The organism is Modestobacter sp. VKM Ac-2985, from assembly GCF_026967925.1.
GTDB lineage: Bacteria > Actinomycetota > Actinomycetes > Mycobacteriales > Geodermatophilaceae > Modestobacter.
The window spans coordinates 1,334,640-1,352,807 of record NZ_JAPVBI010000002.1; the positions used below are offsets into that span (position 1 = coordinate 1,334,640).

Consider the following 18,168-nt stretch of genomic DNA (forward strand, 5'->3'; position numbering starts at 1 on the left):
GGCGGCGATGACCGGGAAGGCGCGCAAGACCAGGGTCGCTGTCGTCTTCGGCGGGCGGAGCGCGGAGCACGCGATCTCCTGCGTGTCCGCCGGGAGCGTGCTGGCCGCGCTGGACCCGGCGCGGTACGAGGTGGTGCCCGTCGGCATCACCCGGGACGGCCGCTGGCTGCTGCACGACGGCAAGGACCTGGCGATCGACGACGGGCAGCTGCCCGAGGTCCTCGACGGCACCGCGGTCTCGCTCGTGGGCGACCCGGCCGGTCGCGGGCTGGCGGTGCTGGACGCCGGGCAGGCGATCGGCCGGCTCACCGAGGTCGACGTCGTCTTCCCGGTGCTGCACGGCGCCTACGGCGAGGACGGCACCATCCAGGGCCTGCTGGAGATGTCCGGGCTGCCCTACGTCGGCTCCGGGGTCTTCGCCAGCGCTGCGTCGATGGACAAGGAGTTCACCAAGCAGCTGCTCTCCGCGGCCGGGATCCCGCAGGGCGACCACGTGGTGCTGCGCGACGCCTCCGGTGCGCTCCGTGCCGACCCGGCGCTGCTGGACGAGGCGGCCCGGGCGCGCCTCGGGCTGCCGGTCTTCGTCAAGCCCTCCCGCGCCGGCTCCAGCATCGGCATCACCAAGGTCACCGACTGGGCGCAGTTCCCGGCCGCCGTCGCGACGGCGGCTGCGGTCGACCCGAAGGTCGTGGTCGAGGCCGCGGTGCCCGGCCGGGAGATCGAGTGCGGGGTGCTCGCCGCCCCCGGCGCGGGGCTGCCCGACGTCAGCCTGCCGGCGGAGATCCGGTTGCGGCCGGGCACCGACTGGTACGACTTCGACGCCAAGTACCTCGAGGACGCCGTCGAGTTCGACGTGCCCGCCGACCTCACCCCCGAGCAAGTGAGTGCGGTGCAGGAGACGTCCCGCCGGGCCTACCTGGCCCTGGACTGCGCGGGCCTGGCCCGGGTCGACTTCTTCCTGACCACCGACCCGGCGACCGGTGCCGACCGATGGGTCGTCAACGAGGTCAACACGATGCCCGGCTTCACCCCGATCTCGATGTTCCCGCGGATGTGGGCCGCCTCCGGGGTCAGCTACCCCGAGCTGGTCGACCGGCTGGTCGCCAGCGCCCTGGCCGGCCGGGGGCCGGACGCCGGAGAGCTGGACAGCACCCCGCGGGACGGCGCCGTGCTGGGCGCCGGATGACCTCGCGGCTGCGGCGGGGCGCCGCGGCCGCAGCGCTGCTCCTCTCCCCGGTGTGCACCGGCTGCGCGTCCTCCGACGCCGACCCGGTACCCGAGGCGGCGACGTCGATGGCGACCCCGACCAGCGCGGCCGAGTTGGAGGCGCTGCTGGTCGAGGAGGTCCCCTCCGGGCTGCCGCGGGTGCCCGACGACGAGCTGGCCCCGCCGGCGGGGGAGAAGACGATCGACGACGTCGCCCGGTACGGGGAGGACGCGCAGCGCCAGCAGGAGGTGCTCGCCGACTACGGCTACACCCGCGGCTGGGAACGCTTCTGGCGCTCGGGGGAGGAGCTGACCAGCGTCTTCATCGACCAGTTCGCCGACCCGGCCGGCGCGGTCACCTACGCCGACGACCTGGCCCGCAACGACGCCGAGCACTACGGCGGTGACCTGGACCGCTCGCCCGGCGGGCTGCCGGACGACTGCGTGCTGCTCGCCCAGGACGATCCGGCGCCCGAGACCCGGATGTCCGGCCCGGCGGTCTTCGCCTGGTGCTCGGTCGGGGTCCTCACCGTCGCGGTCGCGGCCGTCGCCGACACCCCGGAGGCGGCGCGCCGCGAGCTGGAGGCGGTCACGACCGCTCAGCTCGACCGGCTCCCGACCGGGTGACGACGGATCCCCGTGCCTCCCACCACTCGCGAGCTCGCGGCGGGACCCGGCACGGGGGCCGTTCAGTCGGTCGGCTCGGGCAGCGGGGCAGGGGTCGGTTCGACGTAGGGGATCGCGCCGGCGATGAGCGGGCTCAACGCGGTGGGTGCGGCGCTGTCGGAGCTGGCCGGCACCCGCACCTGCACCGGGACGTTGCGGTCGACCGTCGTCCACACGTAGACGTCGGGGTCGGTGGTGTCGACGAACCACTCCACACCGGAGACCAGCAGCGTCTGCGGGCCGCCGACGACGTAGCCGGCCGGCGGTTCCGCGCCGCAGACCAGCACGGTCGCGGGGTCGCCCCAGGCGTAGGCGAACGGGCTGTCGGAGTCGACCCGGCGCGAGGTCTCCTCGGCCAGCTCCAGCGGCAGCTGGCTCATCAGCGCCGGGCAGGCGAGATCGGCCTCCGGGGTGATGTCCGGGGTGTCGACGGGCAGCGCCGGCAGCTCGGCACGGGGCGCCGAGGTGGTGCCGGAGATCTCCGCGACCGCGTCCGGCTCCTCCGCGGAGTCGGTGCCGCGGCCCAGGAGGTTGACCAGCACGAGCAGGACGACGACCAGCGGCACCAGGACGGCGGTGGCGATCAGCGCCGCCCGCCGCAACGGGTCCGGGGGCGGCGGGGTGGCCTGGTCGGGGGCCGGGGTGCTCAAGCGACTCAGAGGTTGACGACGGGGCAGGTCAGCGTGCGGGTGATCCCGTCGACGGACTGCACCCGGGCGACCACCAGCCGACCGAGCTCGTCGACGGTGTTCGCCTCGGCCCGCACGATGACGTCGTAGGGGCCGGTGACGTCCTCGGCCTTGGTCACGCCGGCGATCTCGCTGATGCTCGCGGCGACCGCGGCTGCCTTGCCGACTTCGGTCTGGATCAAGATGTAGGCGTGGACCACGGGTTGACCTTCCTCGGGCAGTGCCTCGACGCCGGCTGCCACGTCGGCAGCGGCGGGGGGTGCGACCGGCCTGCCGAGCAGCGGGCCGATCGGCAACGTACCCCAGCCGGGGGGAGTGACCGATGACTCGGCCCCGCCCCCTGGGCCTCCAGCCGGACCCGGACGACAGCGTCGGCGCGGTCGGGGAGTTCGCCGTCATCCACCGGGTCGTGGCCCGCTCCGGCGCTGCCGCGGTGGCCCAGGTGGGCCCCGGCGACGACGCCGCGGTGCTGCGCACCCCCGACGGCCGGGTGGTGGCCTGCACCGACGTCCTGGTGGAGGGGCGGCACTTCCGCCGTGACTGGTCCTCCGCCGAGGACGTGGGGCACAAGGCGGCGGCCGCGAACCTGGCCGACATCGCCGCCATGGGCGCCGTGCCGACCGCGCTGCTGGTCGGGCTCGCCTGCCCGGCGGGCACCCCGACCACCTGGCTGGAGGACGTCGCCGTGGGAATGGCCGCCGAGTGCGCCCCCTTCGGTGCGGCCGTGGTCGGCGGGGACACCTCGGCCAGCGCGCCGGACTCCCAGGCGGTCGTGCTGTCGGTGACGGCGCTGGGCGACCTGGGTGGTCGGGCGCCGGTGCTGCGCAGCGGCGCTCGTCCGGGGGACGTCGTCGCCGTCGCCGGGCGGCTGGGCTGGTCGGCGTGCGGGCTGGCCGTGCTGCGCCGGGGCTTCTCCTCGCCGATCGCCGCCGTGCGTGCGCACCGCCGGCCGACCCCGCCCTACGCCGCCGGCCCGGACGCCGCGGACGCCGGGGCGACGGCGATGTGCGACACCAGCGACGGGCTGCTCGCCGACGCCGGTCACCTGGCCGTCGACAGCGGGGTCCTGATCGACCTGGACCGGGCCGCGCTCCAGGAGGCGTTCGTCGACCCCGCCGGGCCGCTGCCGCAGGTCGCGGCGGCGCTGGGTGGGGACCCGATGGCCTGGGTGCTGACCGGTGGTGAGGACCATGCGCTGGTGGCGACCTTCCCGGCCGGCGCGGTCCTGCCGGCCGGCTGGACGGTCGTCGGCGCGGTGCGCGCGAGCGGCGACGACGGGCCCGGCGTGCAGGTGGACGGGGTGCCCGCGAGTCGGGTGGCCGAGGAACTGGGGGAGGGTGCGGGGCATGTCCACTTCGGCTGAGGCGCCGGGGGCCGCGTCCGGCCCGGCACAGCTGCGCGTCGTCGGGTACGCCGACCCGGTGGCGCAGCACCTCATCGAGCGGGTGCAGCAGGAGTACGTCGTCCGGTACGGCGGCCGGGACGCCGCGGTGGTCGACCCGGGCGAGTTCTCCCCGCCGCTTGGGCTGTTCCTGGTCGCCGAGGTCGACGGGGTGCCGGCCGGCTGCGGTGGCTGGCGCGCGCACGGGGACGGGGTGGCGGAGCTCAAGCGGATGTACGTGGAGCCCGGCTTCCGGCGACGGGGGCTGGCCGCCCAGGTGCTGGCCGAGCTGGAGCGCACCGCGGCCGCGGCCGGACACGTGCGGCTGCTGCTGAACTCCGGTGACCGGCAGCCCGAGGCCCTGGCGCTCTACGAGCGGGCGGGCTACTCCACCGTGGCCGGCTACGGCATCTACGCGGACTCGCCGGAGGCGGTCTTCCTCGGCAAGGAGCTCATCGCCGGCCGGCCGGTGGCGGAGGAGGACGCATGGGCGTCGTGACGTTCTCGGCGTCCTTCGGCGCCGGCGGCGCGGAGATCGCCCCGGCCGTGGCCGAACGGCTCGGCCTGCCCTTCCACGACCGGGTCATCCCGGCGCAGGTGGCCGGCCGGCTCGGGGTCCCGGTGGCCGAGGCCGAGGCCAACGACGAGACCATCGCCCGTGGGCTGTGGCGGCTGGTCAGCTCGCTGGGCACGATGCCCGACCCGGTGGGCGGGGTGCTGCCCACCGGGTCGCTGCCCGATGAGCGGGCCTATCGCCAGCAGACCGAGTGGGTGGTGACCGAGATCGCGGCCGGGCCCGGGGGCGTCGTGCTCGGGCGCGCGGGGGCGATGGTGCTGCGCGACCGGCCCGACGTCCTGCACGTGCGGCTGGACGGGCCGCCGGAGCGCCGGCTGGCGGCCGCGGTCGAGCACCTCGACCGGCCCGTCGAGGAGATGCGCCGGGAGCAGGAGGCCGCCGACGCCGCGCGGACGGCCTACGTGCGGCACTTCTACCGCTGCGACCCGGCCGAGGCCCGGCACTACCACCTCGTCGTGGACAGCACGGCGCTGCCGCACGCCACCGTGGTCGACCTGGTGGTCACCGCGGCCCACGCGCGGGGGATCGGCCACTGAACCGGCCAGGAACGCCGAAGACCCCGGCGGGTCCTCAGGACCTGCCGGGGTCTTCGCAGCTCGACGGCCCCCTGTCGGGGGCCTGCGTCACGCCCGAGCGACCTTGCCCGCGCGGATGCACGAGGTGCAGACGTTCATGCGCTGGCGGCCGCCGCCGGTCAGCGCGGCGCGGACGGACTGGATGTTCGGGTTCCAACGGCGCGGCGTGCGGCGGTGCGAGTGCGACACCGACATGCCGAAACCGGGGCCCTTGCCACACACATCGCACACGGCAGCCACGGTCGATCACTCCCAGAGAATTGGTCCAGCTGAAGTCAGGTCCTGAAGTCAGTCGCAGTGCCCGGCGGAGACCCGGGCGGGAGCCCAGGGCATGGTCCTGCCGCGCACAACTGGAGACCACTGTAGCCGGTGCGCACGAGCCGTGTCGGACCGCCCCGTCCCCCGAGGCCGGGGCGGTGGCGGGAGGGTCGTGGGCACCCGGTCGTGTCGGTGGCCCCCGGTACCCTGCCGCACGTGCTGGAGGCGCTGGACGAGGCCGCGGTCGGCCGATGGAGCTCCGCCGTCGTCGACACGCTGACGCAGGCGCGTGGGCGGCTCGACGAGCTGAACGTCTTCCCCGTGCCCGACGGCGACACCGGCACCAACCTGCTGATGACCGCTCAGGCCGCCCATGAGGCGCTGACCGGCGCCGACGGCACCGAGTCCGCCTGGGCCGTTCTTGCCCGCGGCGCCGTGCTGGGCGCGCGGGGCAACTCCGGGGCGATCCTGGCGCAGCTGCTGCGCGGCCTCGCCGACGGGCTGGCCGACGTCGACCACGTCCACGGGACGGTGTTCGCCGACGCGCTGGCGTCGGCCGCCGGCACTGCCTACGCCGCGGTCGCCGATCCGGAGGAGGGCACCTTCCTCACCGTGGCCCGGGCCGGTGCCGACGCGGCCACGGCCGCCGTCGCGGCCGGGCAGGCCGGGCTGGCCGACGTCGTGCGGGCAGCCGCCGAGGGTGCGCTCACCGCCCTGCGGGCGACCACCGAACAGCTGGCCGCGCTGCGCGACGCCGGTGTGGTCGACGCCGGGGGCGCCGGCTGGTGTCTGGTGCTCGATGCGCTGGTCGGCACGGTCACCGGCACGACGCCGGCCCGCGCGCCGCTGGACGGGCGGCCGGCCCGGCCCCGCCGGTCACCGTGGCCGGTGCCGGTTGCGCCCGCCCCCGGGCCGGGCAGCGAGGTGCAGTTCCTGCTCGCCGACACCGACGAGGCCGCCGTCTCCCGGCTGCAGACGCGGCTGGCCGAGCTGGGCGACTGCCTGGTCGTCGTCGGCGTCGACACCCCGGGTGGTCGGGAGTGGAACGTGCACGTCCACGTGAGCGACGTCGGCGCCGCGGTGGAGGCCGGGATCGAGGCGGGGAGGCCGCACCGGATCTCGGTGACCCCGCTGGCCCCGGTGCGGGCGCCGGCCGCCGCGGCGGGGGTGCGCGCCGTCCTCGCGCTGGCCTGCTCCGCCGGGCTCGCCGAGCTCTTCGGCGCCGAGGGCGTCACCGTGCTGACCGCACCGGTCGACGCGGTCGACGAGGACGCCGTCCTGCAGGCGGTGCTGGACACCGGGGCCGAGCAGGTCGTCGTGCTGCCCAACCACTGGGAGGTCACCGCGGTCACCGCCCGCGCCGCCGACCGGGCCCGCGAGGAGGGCCGGGACGTCGTCGTGGTGCCGACCCGCTCGGCCGTGCAGGGCCTGGCGGCGCTCGCCGTCGCCGACCCGGCCCGCCGCTTCGGGGACGACGTGATCGCGATGGCCGAGGCCGCCGCCGCGACCCGGTGGGCGGAGGTGACCGTCGCCGAGCAGGAGGCGCTCACCTCGGCCGGCCGCTGCGCCCCGGGCGACGTGCTGGGCAGCGCGGAGGGCGACGTCGTGGTCATCGGCGCCGACCCGGTCGCCGTCGCCCGCGACCTGCTGGACCGGCTGCTGTCGGCGGGCGGGGAGATGGCCACCGTCGTGGTGGGGGAGGAGCCCGCCCTCGGCGACGCGGTCTGCGCCCACCTCTCCGCGGTGCACCCGACGGTCGAGGTGGTCCGCTACGCCGGCGGTGCCGGGGCCGTGCCCCTGCTGATCGGGGTCGAGTAGTGGCGATCTCCATGGACACGCCGCTGACGAAGGTGCTCGGCCCGAAGACGGCGAAGGTGATGGCCGAGCAGCTGGCGCTGCACACGGTGCGCGACCTGCTGCGGCACTACCCCCGCCGCTACGCCCGGCGCGGGGAGATGAGCCGGCTGGACGGCCTGGAGGTCGGCGACCGGGTCACGGTGCTGGCCCAGGTGAAGAGCGTCAGCACCCGGCGGATGCAGCAGCGCCGCGGCACCCTCACCGAGGTGACCGTCGGCGACGGCGCGGGCAGCATGCGGCTGGTCTTCTTCAACAACCGGCACGCGCACCTCGACGTCGGCGAGTGGGGGCTCTTCGCCGGCACCGTGGGTCTGTGGCGGGGGGACAAGCAGTTCAGCCACCCCGACTGCCACATCATCACCGGGGACGACGACGACTGGGCCCGGGCGCTGGTGCCCCTGTACCCGGCCAGCAAGGACGTCTCCAGCTGGGTCATCCAGAAGTCGGTCAAGCTGCTGCTGGACGACGCCCACTCCCTGGAGCAGCTGCTCGAGGACCCGATCCCCGAACCCGTCCGCGAGCGGCACGGCCTGGTCGACCTGGCCACCGCACTCCGGCAGAAGCACCGGCCGGAGAGCCAGGAGCAGGTCGACTCCGCCGACGAGCGGCTCAAGTGGGACGAGGCGCTCGTCCTGCAGGCGACGCTCGCCGCCCGCCGCCGGGCCGCCGCGCTGGAGCCCGGCATCGCCCGGCCGGGGCGCAGCGGCGGGCTGCTGGACGCGGTCGACGCGGCCCTGCCGTTCGCGCTGACCGACGGCCAGCGCGAGGTCGGCGAGGAGCTGGCCGCCGAGCTGTCCCGCGAGCAGCCGATGAACCGGCTGCTGCAGGGCGAGGTCGGTTCGGGGAAGACGGTCGTCGCGCTGCGGGCGATGGCCCAGGTCGTCGACGCCGGGGGACAGGCCGCGCTGCTCGCGCCCACCGAGGTGCTCGCCGCCCAGCACGCCCGCAGCCTCGGCGCGATCCTGGGCCCGCTGGGGCGCGCGGGCGAGCTCGACGGTGACCCGGAGGGCACCCGGGTGGTGCTGCTCACCGGCTCGCAGAAGGCCGCCGTCCGCCGCGAGGCGCGGGCTGCCGTCGCCGACGGGAGCGCGGGCATCGTCGTGGGCACCCACGCCCTGCTGCAGGAGGGTGTGGAGTTCGCCGACCTGGGGCTGGTCGTCGTCGATGAGCAGCACCGGTTCGGGGTGGAACAGCGGGACGCGCTGCGCGCCAAGGGCACCCGGCCGCCGCACGTGCTGGTGATGACGGCCACCCCGATCCCGCGCACCGTGGCGATGACCGTCTACGGCGACCTGGAGACCTCCACGCTGCGCCAGCTGCCGGCCGGCCGCGGCGGGGTGTCCAGCTCGGTCGTGCCGGTGGGGGAGAAGCCGACCTGGCTGGACCGCGCCTGGGCCCGGGTGCGCGAGGAGGTCGCGGCCGGGCGGCAGGTCTACGTCGTCTGCCCCCGGATCGGCGACCTCGAGGACGGCGGCACGGGCGACGGCGGGCCGGACGACGCGGACGGCGCGCCCCCGCCGGAGGAGAAGGGCGGCGCCAGCGACAAGCGCCCCCCGCTCGCGGTGCTCGACGTCGCCGAGGGGCTGCGCAACGGCCCGTTGTCGTCGCTGCGGGTCGAGGTGCTGCACGGCCGGATGCCGCCGGAGGAGAAGGAGGCCCGGATGCGTGCCTTCGCCGCCGCGGAGGTCGAGGTGCTGGTCGCCACCACCGTCGTCGAGGTGGGGGTCGACGTGCCCAATGCCACGGTCATGGTGGTGATGGACGCCGACCGGTTCGGCGTCAGCCAGCTGCACCAGCTGCGCGGCCGGGTGGCCCGCGGGAGGCACGCCGGCCTGTGCCTGCTGGTCACCGAGGCGCCCAGCACCTCACCGACCGGGCAGCGGCTGGCCGCGGTCGCCGCGACCACCGACGGCTTCGCCCTCGCCCGGCTGGACCTGGAGACCCGCCGGGAGGGTGACGTGCTGGGCGCGGCACAGTCCGGCCGCCGGTCGAACGTGAAGCTGCTGTCCCTGCTGGACGACGAGGCGCTGATCGCCGAGGCCCGGGTCGAGGCCACGGCGCTGGTCGAGCAGGGCGGCGGGCTCGCCGACCACCCCGAGCTGGCCGCCGCCGTCGCCGCCCTGGCGCTGGACGAGCGCGCCACCTACCTGGAGAAGGCATGACGAGGTTGATCGCCGGCGTGGCCGGCGGGCGTCGGCTCAAGGTCCCCCGGGCCGGGGTGCGCCCCACCGGCGACCGGGCCCGGGAGGGGCTGTTCAACTCCCTGGGCTCGCTGCTGGACCTCGACGGCGCCCGTGTGCTGGACCTCTACGCCGGCTCCGGGGCGCTCGGGCTGGAGGCGCTGTCCCGCGGGGCGGCCGAGGCGGTCTTCGTGGAGTCCGGTGCCGGCGTGCTGCCGGTGCTGCGCGGCAACATCGAGACCGTGGGCCTGCGCGGGGCGCGCGTGGTGCAGGGCAGCGTCCAGACCGTGGTGGCCGCGCCGGCGCCGGCGGAGTTCGACCTGGTGTTCGCCGACCCGCCCTACGCCGCCCCGGTCGAGGAGGTGCTCGGCGTGCTCGAGGCGCTCGCCGGCAACGGCTGGCTGGCCCCGGACGCCGTCGTGGTGGTGGAGCGGTCCAGCCGGGAGAAGACCTTCCCGTGGCCGACACCCTTCGACGGACTGCGCGATCGGCGGTACGGAGAGGCGGTGCTCCGGTACGGTCGCTTGTCGTGAGGCGAGCGGTCTGTCCCGGTTCGTTCGACCCGGTCACCAACGGCCATGTCGATGTGATCGCGCGCGCCGCCGGCCTGTACGACGAGCTGGTCGTGGCGGTGCTGGTCAACCCCGGCAAGGCCGGCCTGTTCGACGTCCACGAGCGGATGTCGCTGCTGCGTGAGGCGGTCGTCGACCTGCCCAACGTCACGGTCGACAGCTTCGAGGGGCTGCTCGTCGACTACTGCCTGGCCCAGCAGATCCCGGTCATCGTCAAGGGCCTGCGGGCGGTCGGCGACTTCGAGTACGAGCTGCAGATGGCCCAGATGAACCGGGAGCTCGCCGCCGTCGAGACCCTGTTCGTGCCCACCGCACCCCAGGTGGGGCACCTGTCCTCCAGCCTGGTCAAGCAGATCGCCCGCTTCGGTGGCGACGTGTCGTCCCTGGTGCCCAAGGCGGTCAACGACCGGCTGGTGGCCCAGTCGAGGGGGAGGCAGTCGTGACCGAGGTCGTGTACCGGCTCTACGAGACCGTCGACGAGCTGACGACGGTGATCGAGAACGCCCGCAGCGTGCCGATGTCCAGCTCCTGCATGGTGCCGCGCGACCACCTGCTCGACCTGCTCGACGACCTCCGGGAGAACCTGCCCGAGGAGGTCCAGCAGGCCGGGGCGATCGTCGAGCAGCGCGCCGAGATCCTGCAGCAGGCGCAGGCCGAGGCCGAGCGGCTCACCGGCCGCACCCGCAGCGAGAGCGAACAGGTGGTCGTCGCCGCCCGCCGGCAGCGGGAGGAGCTCGTCGGCACCGCCCGCCGCCAGCGGGACGAGATCCTCACCGAGGCGCAGGCCCAGGCCGACGAGCTGATCGCCGGCGCGGAGGAGGAGGCCGAGGAGCTGCTCGCCGAGGCCCGCCGGCTGCGCGACCAGCTGGTGCGGGACGGGCAGGAGCAGCGCGCCGAGCTGATCGCCGCTGGTCAGGCCGAGCACGAGCGGTTGCTCACCGAGACCGAGGTGTACCGGACCGCCGTCGACCGGGCCGACGAGCTCGGTGCTCAGACCGTCGCCGACGTGGCCCGGATGCGGGCCGAGGTGGACGACTACGTCGACAGCCGGCTGGCCGACTTCGGGAACACCCTGGCGCACATGGCGCGTTCGGTGGAGAAGGCCCGGGACAACCTCCGCAGCCCGTGACCGGTACGCCCCACCCCTGACCGGGAGGGGCGGACGGAGGGATCGGGTAGGCTGGACGTCTGTCCGGCTGCTGCCGTCCCGCGTGCCCGTCCGGCGCGGGCCTCGCGCCGGGCGCCCCCACCTTCGACGACGACGAGTACCGACATGCCTGCTTCCTCCGCGCGCTCCACGGGGCCGTCCTCCGGCGCTGCGTCCACCGACGCCCGGCGCCCGGCCGGCGACCCCGTCGACAAGCCGCTCCCCACGCCGGCCGAGAAGGCCGCCGAGAAGGCCTGGAAGATCGACCTCCGGGAACTCGGCCGCCGGGCCGGCTCGATGCGCGAGTGGGAGAAGACCCTCCCGGCCTTGTCCGGCTGGGGCGTGGAGATGATCGGCGTCCCCGAGGGCGCACCGGTCCAGCTCCACCTCCGCCTGGAGTCGGTGATGGAGGGCGTCCTGGTCACCGGTCAGGTCGAGCTCCCGGTCACCGGCCAGTGCGCCCGCTGCCTCGACCCGGTCGAGGACACCGTGGAGCTCGACGTCCAGGAGCTCTACGCCTACGCGGGCAGCACCACCGAGGCGACCAGCGGCGAGGACGAGGTGCGCCGCATCGACGGCGACCGGCTCGACCTGGCGCCGCTGGTCCGTGACACCGTCGTCCTGACCCTCCCGCTGTCGCCCACCTGCCAGCCCGACTGTGCCGGCCTGTGCGTCGAGTGCGGCGAGCGGCTCGACGACCTCCCTGCCGACCACTCCCACGAGGTGCTCGACCCCCGATGGGCCGGGCTCGCCGCCCGGTTCACCGAGACGGCCGACAGTGCCGACCCGACCGACAGCGCGGCCGGACCCCAGCCGGGGTCCACCAACCGCACCAACCCAGAGGAGAACTGACCGTGGCCGTTCCGAAGCGGAAGATGTCCCGGAGCAACACCCGCGCCCGCCGGTCGCAGTGGAAGGCCACGGCCCCCACCCTGGCGCCCTGCCCCAACGCGGCCTGCCGTGAGCTCAAGCCGCCGCACCAGGCGTGCCCCACCTGCGGCCAGCACGACGGCCGCCAGGTCCTCTCGGTCTGACCTGCGCAGCTCAAGCGTGGCGCGGCCGACCAGCACACCGGCGTCCTCGGTGCTGAGCTCCCTCCCCGGGGAGCCCAGGGCCGAGGACGCCGGTGGTCGTGTGCCCGCAGGGGGCACCGCACACGCCGAGCGGGCGGCCCGCTGGCTGCTCGGGGCGCTCGACCTCCAGCTGCCCGGCGACCTGCTCGGGCTGGCGCTGACCCACCGGTCCTACGCCTACGAGAACGGTGGGCTGCCCACCAACGAGCGCCTGGAGTTCCTCGGCGACTCGGTGCTCGGGCTGGTGGTCACCGACGAGCTCTACCGCAGCCACCCCGACCTGCCCGAGGGCCAGCTGGCGAAGCTGCGCGCCTCGGTCGTCAACATGACCTCGCTGGCCCGCGTCTCCCGGTCCCTGGGCGACGGGGGCATCGGCCCGCACCTGCTGCTGGGCCGGGGTGAGCAGGCCACCGGTGGCCGGGAGAAGGACTCGATCCTCGCCGACGCGCTCGAGGCGCTGATCGGTGCGGTCCACCTCGGGCTGGGGCTGGAGGCCGCCTCGGCGGTCGTGCACCGGCTGTTCGACCCCCTGCTGGCGGAGTCGGCCACCCGTGGGGCCGGCCTGGACTGGAAGACCAGCCTCCAGGAGCTCGGGGCCTCCCGCGGACTGGGCGCCCCGGTCTACGAGGTCGAGGACGACGGTCCCGACCACGCCAAGACCTTCACCGCCGCGGTCCTGCTGGCCGGCGAGGTGCGTGGTTCGGGTGCCGGTCGGACGAAGAAGGCAGCCGAGCAGGAGGCCGCCGAGACGGCCTGGCACGCCCTGTCGGCCGACGGCGGACCGACCGGGGACTGAGTCGTGCCGGAGCTGCCCGAGGTCGAGGTCGTCCGCCGCGGTCTGGAGCGCTGGGTCGCCGGCCGGACGATCCGCCAGGTCGAGGTGCACCACCCCCGCGCGGTGCGCCGACACCTGGAGGGGGCCGACCACTTCGTCGCCGCGCTCACCGGCCGGACGCTCACCGCAGCCCACCGCCGCGGCAAGTACCTCTGGCTGCCGCTGGCCGAGCCCGACGGTGCGCCGTCCGGGCACGCCCTCGTCGCCCACCTGGGCATGAGCGGGCAGCTGCTGGTCGAGAAGCCCGACGAGCCCGACGAGGTGCACCTGCGGGCCCGGTTCCGGTTCACCGACGGCGGCCGTGAGCTGCGTTTCGTCGACCAGCGGACCTTCGGGGGGCTCGCGGTGGAGGAGGCCCCGGGCGACGGTCTCCCGGCGCGGCTGGCGCACATCGCCACCGACCCGCTGGACCCCGGGTTCGACGTCGACGCCTTCAGCGCGGCCCTGCGTCGCCGGCACACCGAGGTGAAGCGGGCGCTGCTGGACCAGACGCTGATCGGCGGGATCGGCAACATCTACGCAGACGAGTCGCTGTGGCGGGCCCGGCTGCACGGGGCCCGGCCGACCGACAAGCTCACCCGCGCCCAGGTCAGCGACCTGCTGGAGGGTGTCCGGGACGTGCTCGGCGAGAGCCTGGCGCAGGGCGGCACCTCCTTCGACTCGCTCTACGTCGACGTCAACGGGCAGAGCGGCTACTTCTCCCGGCACCTGGCCGTGTACGGCCAGCTCGACCGCCCGTGCCCCCGTTGTGGCACCCCGATCCGCCGGGAGTCCTTCATGAACCGCTCCAGCTACAGCTGCCCGCAGTGCCAGCCCCGTCCGCGCATCCGCCCGGCCCGATGAGCGCGCCCCGCCGGGTGGTCGCCCTGGTCGACGGCCAGGTGCAGGGCGTCGGCTACCGCTGGTTCGTGCGGCAGGCGGCGACCGGGCGTGGCCTGACCGGGTCGGCGACGAACCTGCCCGACGGCCGTGTGGAGGTCGTCCTCGAGGGCCCGGACGACGACGTGCGCGCCGCGCTCGCCGAGCTCTCCGGGCCGCGGGCCCCGGGTTCGGTCACCTCGGTGGAACACCGGGACGAGGACGTGCAGGCGGTGCCCGACTTCACCGTGAGGTGACGAAGACGACATCCCCCCGACACGGTGGCGTCGCCGCGCTGCCGTTGACCCAGGTCGGAGCTGGTGTCACCCTGAGGACACCAGCCCGCGCAGACCGCCCTCCGGCGGTGCGACGGGACCTCTTCCTGCAGTGAAAGGCCGCTGAGCCATGGCCAAGGCCCTGTTCGGTTCCGTCGTCGCTCCCCACGAGCTGCGAGCAGCCGAGGAGAACGCCGCCCTGCGGGCGAAGGTGCGCCGGCTCGAGGCGCAGCTCGCCGCCCTCCGCGAGGAGCGCGACGCGGCGATCGCCCGCGAGCTGCTCACCATGGCCCACGAGTCGGCCGACCCCGTCCTCGCTTAGACCACCTCCGTCCCACCCACCTCTCCCGTGCACAGCGGGAGGGGCGATCGGCGTGTCGTGGGTGAGGATGGGGCTGCCCTGCGCTGAGCAGGACTGTCGTACCTCCCCGGGAGTCTCTCCACCGTGCACCTGTCCAGCCTGACGCTCAAGGGCTTCAAGTCCTTCGCGTCGCCGACGACGCTGCGCCTGGAACCGGGGATCACCGCCGTCGTCGGCCCCAACGGCTCGGGCAAGTCCAACGTCGTCGACGCCATCGCCTGGGTGCTCGGCGAGCAGGGCGCCAAGAGCCTGCGCGGCGGCAAGATGGAGGACGTCATCTTCGCCGGCACCGCCGGCCGCCCGGCGCTGGGCCGGGCCGAGGTCACGCTCACGATCGACAACGCCGACGGCGCCCTGCCGATCGACTACACCGAGGTCTCGATCACCCGCCGCATGTACCGCTCCGGGGAGAGCGAGTACGAGATCAACGGCGACAAGGTGCGACTGCTCGACGTCCAGGAGCTGCTCAGCGACTCCGGCATCGGCCGGGAGATGCACGTGATCGTCGGCCAGGGGCAGTTGGACGCCGTGCTGTCCGGTCGCCCGGAGGACCGGCGGGCCTTCGTCGAGGAGGCAGCGGGCGTCCTGAAGCACCGCAAGCGCAAGGAGAAGGCGCTCCGCAAGCTCGACGCGATGCAGGCCAACCTCGACCGGCTCGGCGACCTGACCGCCGAGCTGCGCCGCCAGCTGAAGCCGCTGGGCCGCCAGGCCGAGGTCGCCCGCCGCGCTGCCGGGGTCCAGGCCGACCTGCGTGACGCCCGGCTCCGGCTGCTCGCCGACGACCTGGTCGACCTGCGCGACGCACTGGACGCCGACATCGCCGACGAGACCGCCGCCCGCGCCCGGCGCGCGACCGTGGAGGCGGCGCTGGGCGAGGCCGCCGGCAGCGAGTCGGTGCTGGAGCGGCAGCTCGCCGCCGACGCCCCGGTGCTCGCGGCGGCCCAGGACAGCTGGTTCCGGCTGTCCACCCTCGCCGAGCGGTTCCGCAGCGTCGCCCAGCTCGCCGCCGAGCGGCACCGCCACCTAGCTGCCGTCCCCGCCGCCGCGCCCGGTGGCCGGGACCCCGACCAGCTGGACGCCGAGGCCGACCGGGTCGACGCCACCGAGCGCGAGCTGGCCTCCTCCCTGGAGGCCGAACGAGCCCGGCTGGAGACCGCCGTCGCGGTGCGCGGGGAGGTCGAGACGGCGCTGGCCGGGGCCGAGCGTGCGCTGGTCGCCGCCGCCCGGGCGCTGGCCGACCGGCGTGAGCAGCTGGCCCGGCTCTCCGGGCAGGCGGCCGCGGGCCGGTCCCGGGCCGCGGCCGGCGAGGCCGAGATCGAGCGGCTGGCCGCCGCCGCGACCGAGGCCGCCGACCGTGCCCAGGTGGCCGCCGACCGGCTGGCCGCCCGGCGCGACGAGCTGAGCGCGGACGCCGGCGGCGACGAGGGGCTGGCCGCCGAGCACGCCGCCGCCGTCACCGCGCACGCCGCGGCCGCCCGGGCCGTCACCGAGCTCACCGCGGCCGAACGGGCCGCGGAACGGGACCGGGCCGGCTGGCGGGCCCGCCGCGACGCCCTGGCCCTGGGTCTGGCCCCGGCCGACGGTGCCGCCGCGGTGCTCGCCGCGGGGCTGCCCGGGGTGCTCGGTCCGGTGCCCGACCGGCTGGCCGTCCAGCCCGGGGCCGAGGTCGCGCTGGCCGCTGCCCTCGGTGGGCTGGCCGACGCCGTCGTGGTCGACGGGGTCGAGCAGGCGGCCGCGGTGCTCACCCACCTGGCGAGCACCGACGGTGGCCGGGCGGGCCTGCTGGTGACCGGCGGGCTCCCGGCCGTCTCGCGGGACGGCTGGCCCGAGCTGCCCGACGGCGCCCGCTGGGCCCTCGACCTGGTGGCGGCCCCCGCCGAGCTCGCCCCTGCGCTGGCCCGGGCGCTGGAGCGGGTCGCGGTCGTCCCCGACCTGCCGGCCGCCGTCTCCCTCGTGCGCACGCACCCCCGCGTCCGGGCGGTCACCGACACCGGCGACCTGCTCGGCGCCGACTGGTCGGTGGGGGGCCAGGCGAACGCGCCGTCGGGGCTGGAGGTGCGGGCACGGGTCGACGAGGCCGCCGCCGAGCTGGACCGGGCGACCGCGCACGCCGCCGGCCTGGCCGAGGAGCTGGCCCGGGCCCGCGAGGACGCCGCGGCACGCTCGGCCGACGTCGACGCTGCGCTCACCGCCCGGCAGGCCGGCGACCGGGCGCGTTCGGCCGCCGCCGCCGAACTGGCCGAGCTCGGTGCCGCGGCACGCTCTGCCGTGGCCGAGGCCGAGCGGCTGGACGCCGCGCGGGTGCGGGCCGAGCAGGCGCGGGAGCAGGCCGAGGCCGGGCTGGTCGAGCTGGAGGAGCGGCTGGCGGCAGCCGAGGCCGCGCCGATGGAGGAGGAGCCCGCGACCGACGAGCGCGACCGGCTGCGCGCCGAGGCGAGCACTGCCCGGCAGGCCGAGACCGAGGCCCGGCTGGCGGTGCGCACCGCCGAGGAGCGGGCCCGGTCGCTGGCCGGTCGCGCCGAGTCGCTGCGCCGGCAGGCCCGGCAGGAGCGGGCGGCCCGCGAGCGGGCCGCCGCTGCCCGGGTCGCCCGGGAGCGGGGCGCGCGGGTGGCTGCGGAGGTGCGGGCCGGTGCGGAGGAGGCGCTGACCCACCTGGCGACCTCCCTGGCCCGCGCGGCCGCCGAGCGGGACGCCCTGGCCGAGGCGCGCACCGGTCGGGAGGCCGAGCTGCTGGTGGTCCGGGCCCGCGTGCGGGAGCACACCGCGGAGCTCGACCGGCTCACCGACGAGGTGCACCGCGACGAGGTGGCCCGCGCCGAGCAGCGGCTGCGGATCGAGGCGCTGGAGTCCCGGGCGGCCGAGGAGTACGGCGTCGACCTGCCGACCCTGCTCGCCGAGTACGGGCCGGCCGCGCCGGTCGCCCCCACCCAGGCGCAGCTGGCCGCGGCGGAGGCGGCGGGGGAGCCGGAGCCCCAGCCGGTGCCCTACGACCGCAGCACCCAGGAGCGCCGGGCCGCCCGGGCCGAGCGGGACCTCGCCGCGCTGGGCAAGGTCAACCCGCTGGCCCTGGAGGAGTTCGCGGCCCTGGAGGAGCGGCACACCTTCCTGGCCACCCAGCTGGAGGACCTCAAGGCCACCCGCCGCGACCTGCTCACCGTGGTCCGCGAGGTGGACGCGCGCATCCACCAGGTCTTCGCCGAGGCCTTCGCCGACACGCAGCGGGAGTTCGAGCAGGTCTTCGCCACCCTCTTCCCCGGCGGGGAGGGGCGGATCTTCCTCACCGACCCGGAGAACCTGCTGACCACCGGTGTGGAGGTGGAGGCCCGGCCGCCCGGCAAGAAGGTCAAGCGGCTGTCCCTGCTGTCCGGTGGCGAGCGGTCACTGACCGCCGTGGCGCTGCTGGTCGCCATCTTCCGCGCCCGGCCCTCGCCGTTCTACGTCCTGGACGAGGTTGAGGCGGCGCTGGACGACGTCAACCTGGGCCGGCTGCTCACCCTGATCGAGCAGCTCCGCGACACCTCGCAGCTGATCGTGATCACCCACCAGAAGCGGACGATGGAGATCGCCGACGCCCTCTACGGCGTGAGCATGCGCGGCGACGGCATCACCGGCGTGATCAGCCAGCGGCTGCGCGAGCTCGAGCCCGCCTGACCCGGTT

At 75.8% G+C, this 18,168-nt stretch carries 20 protein-coding genes; 17 read left to right on the forward strand and 3 right to left on the reverse strand.

Features of this window, described 5'->3' with window-relative positions:
• Positions 1-7 precede the first annotated feature (7 nt).
• Positions 8-1,186, forward strand: a complete 1,179-nt coding sequence (locus tag O2V61_RS15655) for a D-alanine--D-alanine ligase family protein (RefSeq protein ID WP_269184186.1) — start codon at positions 8-10, stop codon at positions 1,184-1,186.
• Positions 1,183-1,833, forward strand: a complete 651-nt coding sequence (locus O2V61_RS15660) for a hypothetical protein (protein WP_269184187.1) — start codon at positions 1,183-1,185, stop codon at positions 1,831-1,833. The genes O2V61_RS15655 and O2V61_RS15660 overlap by 4 nt, the downstream gene beginning before the upstream one ends.
• Positions 1,834-1,895: 62 nt before the next feature.
• On the opposite strand, the gene O2V61_RS15665 is transcribed toward O2V61_RS15660, so the two are convergent.
• Together O2V61_RS15665 and O2V61_RS15670 are read right to left on the reverse strand one after the other, a co-directional pair.
• Entirely contained in the window at positions 1,896-2,522 is a 627-nt protein-coding gene (locus O2V61_RS15665; RefSeq protein WP_269184188.1) for a DUF3515 family protein, read from the reverse strand.
• A gap of 5 nt (positions 2,523-2,527) precedes the next feature.
• Complete coding sequence (locus O2V61_RS15670; protein WP_014742398.1) at positions 2,528-2,761, reverse strand: Lrp/AsnC ligand binding domain-containing protein; 234 nt, start codon at positions 2,759-2,761, stop codon at positions 2,528-2,530.
• 122 nt (positions 2,762-2,883) lie between these two features.
• On the opposite strand from O2V61_RS15670, the gene O2V61_RS15675 reads away from it, so the two are divergent.
• Genes O2V61_RS15675 through O2V61_RS15685 form a run of 3 tightly spaced genes read left to right on the forward strand, consistent with a single transcriptional unit; the run spans position 2,884 to position 5,055 of the window.
• Complete coding sequence (locus tag O2V61_RS15675) at positions 2,884-3,924, forward strand: thiamine-phosphate kinase (RefSeq protein WP_269184189.1); 1,041 nt, start codon at positions 2,884-2,886, stop codon at positions 3,922-3,924.
• Positions 3,908-4,441: a GNAT family N-acetyltransferase gene (locus O2V61_RS15680; protein WP_269184190.1), complete on the forward strand. Its 534-nt coding sequence runs from the start codon at positions 3,908-3,910 to the stop codon at positions 4,439-4,441. Before O2V61_RS15675 ends, O2V61_RS15680 begins: the two co-directional genes overlap by 17 nt.
• On the forward strand, positions 4,429-5,055 hold the full coding sequence (locus O2V61_RS15685; RefSeq protein ID WP_269184191.1) for a cytidylate kinase-like family protein: 627 nt from the start codon (positions 4,429-4,431) through the stop codon (positions 5,053-5,055). Before O2V61_RS15680 ends, O2V61_RS15685 begins: the two co-directional genes overlap by 13 nt.
• Positions 5,056-5,142: 87 nt before the next feature.
• Here O2V61_RS15685 and rpmB read toward each other — a convergent pair whose 3' ends face one another.
• A complete protein-coding gene (rpmB, locus tag O2V61_RS15690) occupies positions 5,143-5,325 on the reverse strand; it encodes a 50S ribosomal protein L28 (protein ID WP_442928852.1) in 183 nt (60 codons plus the stop codon).
• A 219-nt stretch (positions 5,326-5,544) separates the two neighbouring features.
• On the opposite strand from rpmB, the gene O2V61_RS15695 reads away from it, so the two are divergent.
• The 12 genes from O2V61_RS15695 to smc all read left to right on the forward strand — a co-directional run bounded on the left by O2V61_RS15695 (position 5,545) and on the right by smc (position 18,161).
• Positions 5,545-7,170 carry a DAK2 domain-containing protein gene (locus tag O2V61_RS15695; RefSeq protein WP_269184192.1) on the forward strand — a complete coding sequence of 542 codons (1,626 nt, stop codon included), beginning with the start codon at positions 5,545-5,547 and terminating at the stop codon, positions 7,168-7,170.
• Positions 7,171-7,181: 11 nt separating this feature from the next.
• Complete coding sequence (recG, locus tag O2V61_RS15700; RefSeq protein WP_269184193.1) at positions 7,182-9,371, forward strand: ATP-dependent DNA helicase RecG; 2,190 nt, start codon at positions 7,182-7,184, stop codon at positions 9,369-9,371.
• Complete coding sequence (gene rsmD, locus O2V61_RS15705) at positions 9,368-9,922, forward strand: 16S rRNA (guanine(966)-N(2))-methyltransferase RsmD (protein ID WP_269158900.1); 555 nt, start codon at positions 9,368-9,370, stop codon at positions 9,920-9,922. The genes recG and rsmD overlap by 4 nt, the downstream gene beginning before the upstream one ends.
• Positions 9,919-10,404, forward strand: coding sequence for a pantetheine-phosphate adenylyltransferase (gene coaD / locus O2V61_RS15710; RefSeq protein WP_269184194.1), 486 nt, complete (start codon positions 9,919-9,921; stop codon positions 10,402-10,404). The genes rsmD and coaD overlap by 4 nt, the downstream gene beginning before the upstream one ends.
• Positions 10,401-11,090 (forward strand): hypothetical protein, encoded by a 690-nt coding sequence (locus tag O2V61_RS15715; protein ID WP_269184195.1) that lies wholly within the window; start codon positions 10,401-10,403, stop codon positions 11,088-11,090. Before coaD ends, O2V61_RS15715 begins: the two co-directional genes overlap by 4 nt.
• A 144-nt stretch (positions 11,091-11,234) precedes the next feature.
• Positions 11,235-11,960 carry a YceD family protein gene (locus tag O2V61_RS15720; RefSeq protein ID WP_269184196.1) on the forward strand — a complete coding sequence of 242 codons (726 nt, stop codon included), beginning with the start codon at positions 11,235-11,237 and terminating at the stop codon, positions 11,958-11,960.
• A gap of 2 nt (positions 11,961-11,962) precedes the next feature.
• A complete protein-coding gene (gene rpmF, locus O2V61_RS15725) occupies positions 11,963-12,142 on the forward strand; it encodes a 50S ribosomal protein L32 (RefSeq protein WP_081975594.1) in 180 nt (59 codons plus the stop codon).
• A gap of 16 nt (positions 12,143-12,158) precedes the next feature.
• Positions 12,159-12,977, forward strand: coding sequence for a ribonuclease III (gene rnc / locus O2V61_RS15730; protein WP_269184197.1), 819 nt, complete (start codon positions 12,159-12,161; stop codon positions 12,975-12,977).
• Positions 12,978-12,980: 3 nt separating this feature from the next.
• Positions 12,981-13,859, forward strand: a complete 879-nt coding sequence (mutM, locus tag O2V61_RS15735; protein WP_269184198.1) for a bifunctional DNA-formamidopyrimidine glycosylase/DNA-(apurinic or apyrimidinic site) lyase — start codon at positions 12,981-12,983, stop codon at positions 13,857-13,859.
• Entirely contained in the window at positions 13,856-14,131 is a 276-nt protein-coding gene (locus O2V61_RS15740) for an acylphosphatase (protein WP_269184199.1), read from the forward strand. Before mutM ends, O2V61_RS15740 begins: the two co-directional genes overlap by 4 nt.
• Positions 14,132-14,279: 148 nt before the next feature.
• The gene (locus tag O2V61_RS15745) at positions 14,280-14,471 is read left to right on the forward strand and encodes a hypothetical protein (protein WP_269184200.1); all 192 of its coding nucleotides are present in this window, start codon (positions 14,280-14,282) and stop codon (positions 14,469-14,471) included.
• 123 nt (positions 14,472-14,594) lie between these two features.
• Complete coding sequence (gene smc / locus O2V61_RS15750) at positions 14,595-18,161, forward strand: chromosome segregation protein SMC (RefSeq protein WP_269184201.1); 3,567 nt, start codon at positions 14,595-14,597, stop codon at positions 18,159-18,161.
• The last annotated feature ends 7 nt before the right edge of the window (positions 18,162-18,168 follow it).

Excerpts from the sequence above, each read along its gene's own strand:
- O2V61_RS15655 (WP_269184186.1), top strand. The coding sequence starts at position 8 with ATGACCGGGAAGGCGCGCAAGACCAGGGTCGCTGTCGTCTTCGGCGGG.
- O2V61_RS15660 (WP_269184187.1), top strand. The coding sequence starts at position 1,183 with ATGACCTCGCGGCTGCGGCGGGGCGCCGCGGCCGCAGCGCTGCTCCTC.
- O2V61_RS15675 (WP_269184189.1), top strand. The coding sequence starts at position 2,884 with ATGACTCGGCCCCGCCCCCTGGGCCTCCAGCCGGACCCGGACGACAGC.
- O2V61_RS15680 (WP_269184190.1), top strand. The coding sequence starts at position 3,908 with ATGTCCACTTCGGCTGAGGCGCCGGGGGCCGCGTCCGGCCCGGCACAG.
- O2V61_RS15685 (WP_269184191.1), top strand. The coding sequence starts at position 4,429 with ATGGGCGTCGTGACGTTCTCGGCGTCCTTCGGCGCCGGCGGCGCGGAG.
- recG (WP_269184193.1), top strand. The coding sequence starts at position 7,182 with ATGGACACGCCGCTGACGAAGGTGCTCGGCCCGAAGACGGCGAAGGTG.
- rsmD (WP_269158900.1), top strand. The coding sequence starts at position 9,368 with ATGACGAGGTTGATCGCCGGCGTGGCCGGCGGGCGTCGGCTCAAGGTC.
- O2V61_RS15720 (WP_269184196.1), top strand. The coding sequence starts at position 11,235 with ATGCCTGCTTCCTCCGCGCGCTCCACGGGGCCGTCCTCCGGCGCTGCG.
- O2V61_RS15740 (WP_269184199.1), top strand. The coding sequence starts at position 13,856 with ATGAGCGCGCCCCGCCGGGTGGTCGCCCTGGTCGACGGCCAGGTGCAG.
- O2V61_RS15745 (WP_269184200.1), top strand. The coding sequence starts at position 14,280 with ATGGCCAAGGCCCTGTTCGGTTCCGTCGTCGCTCCCCACGAGCTGCGA.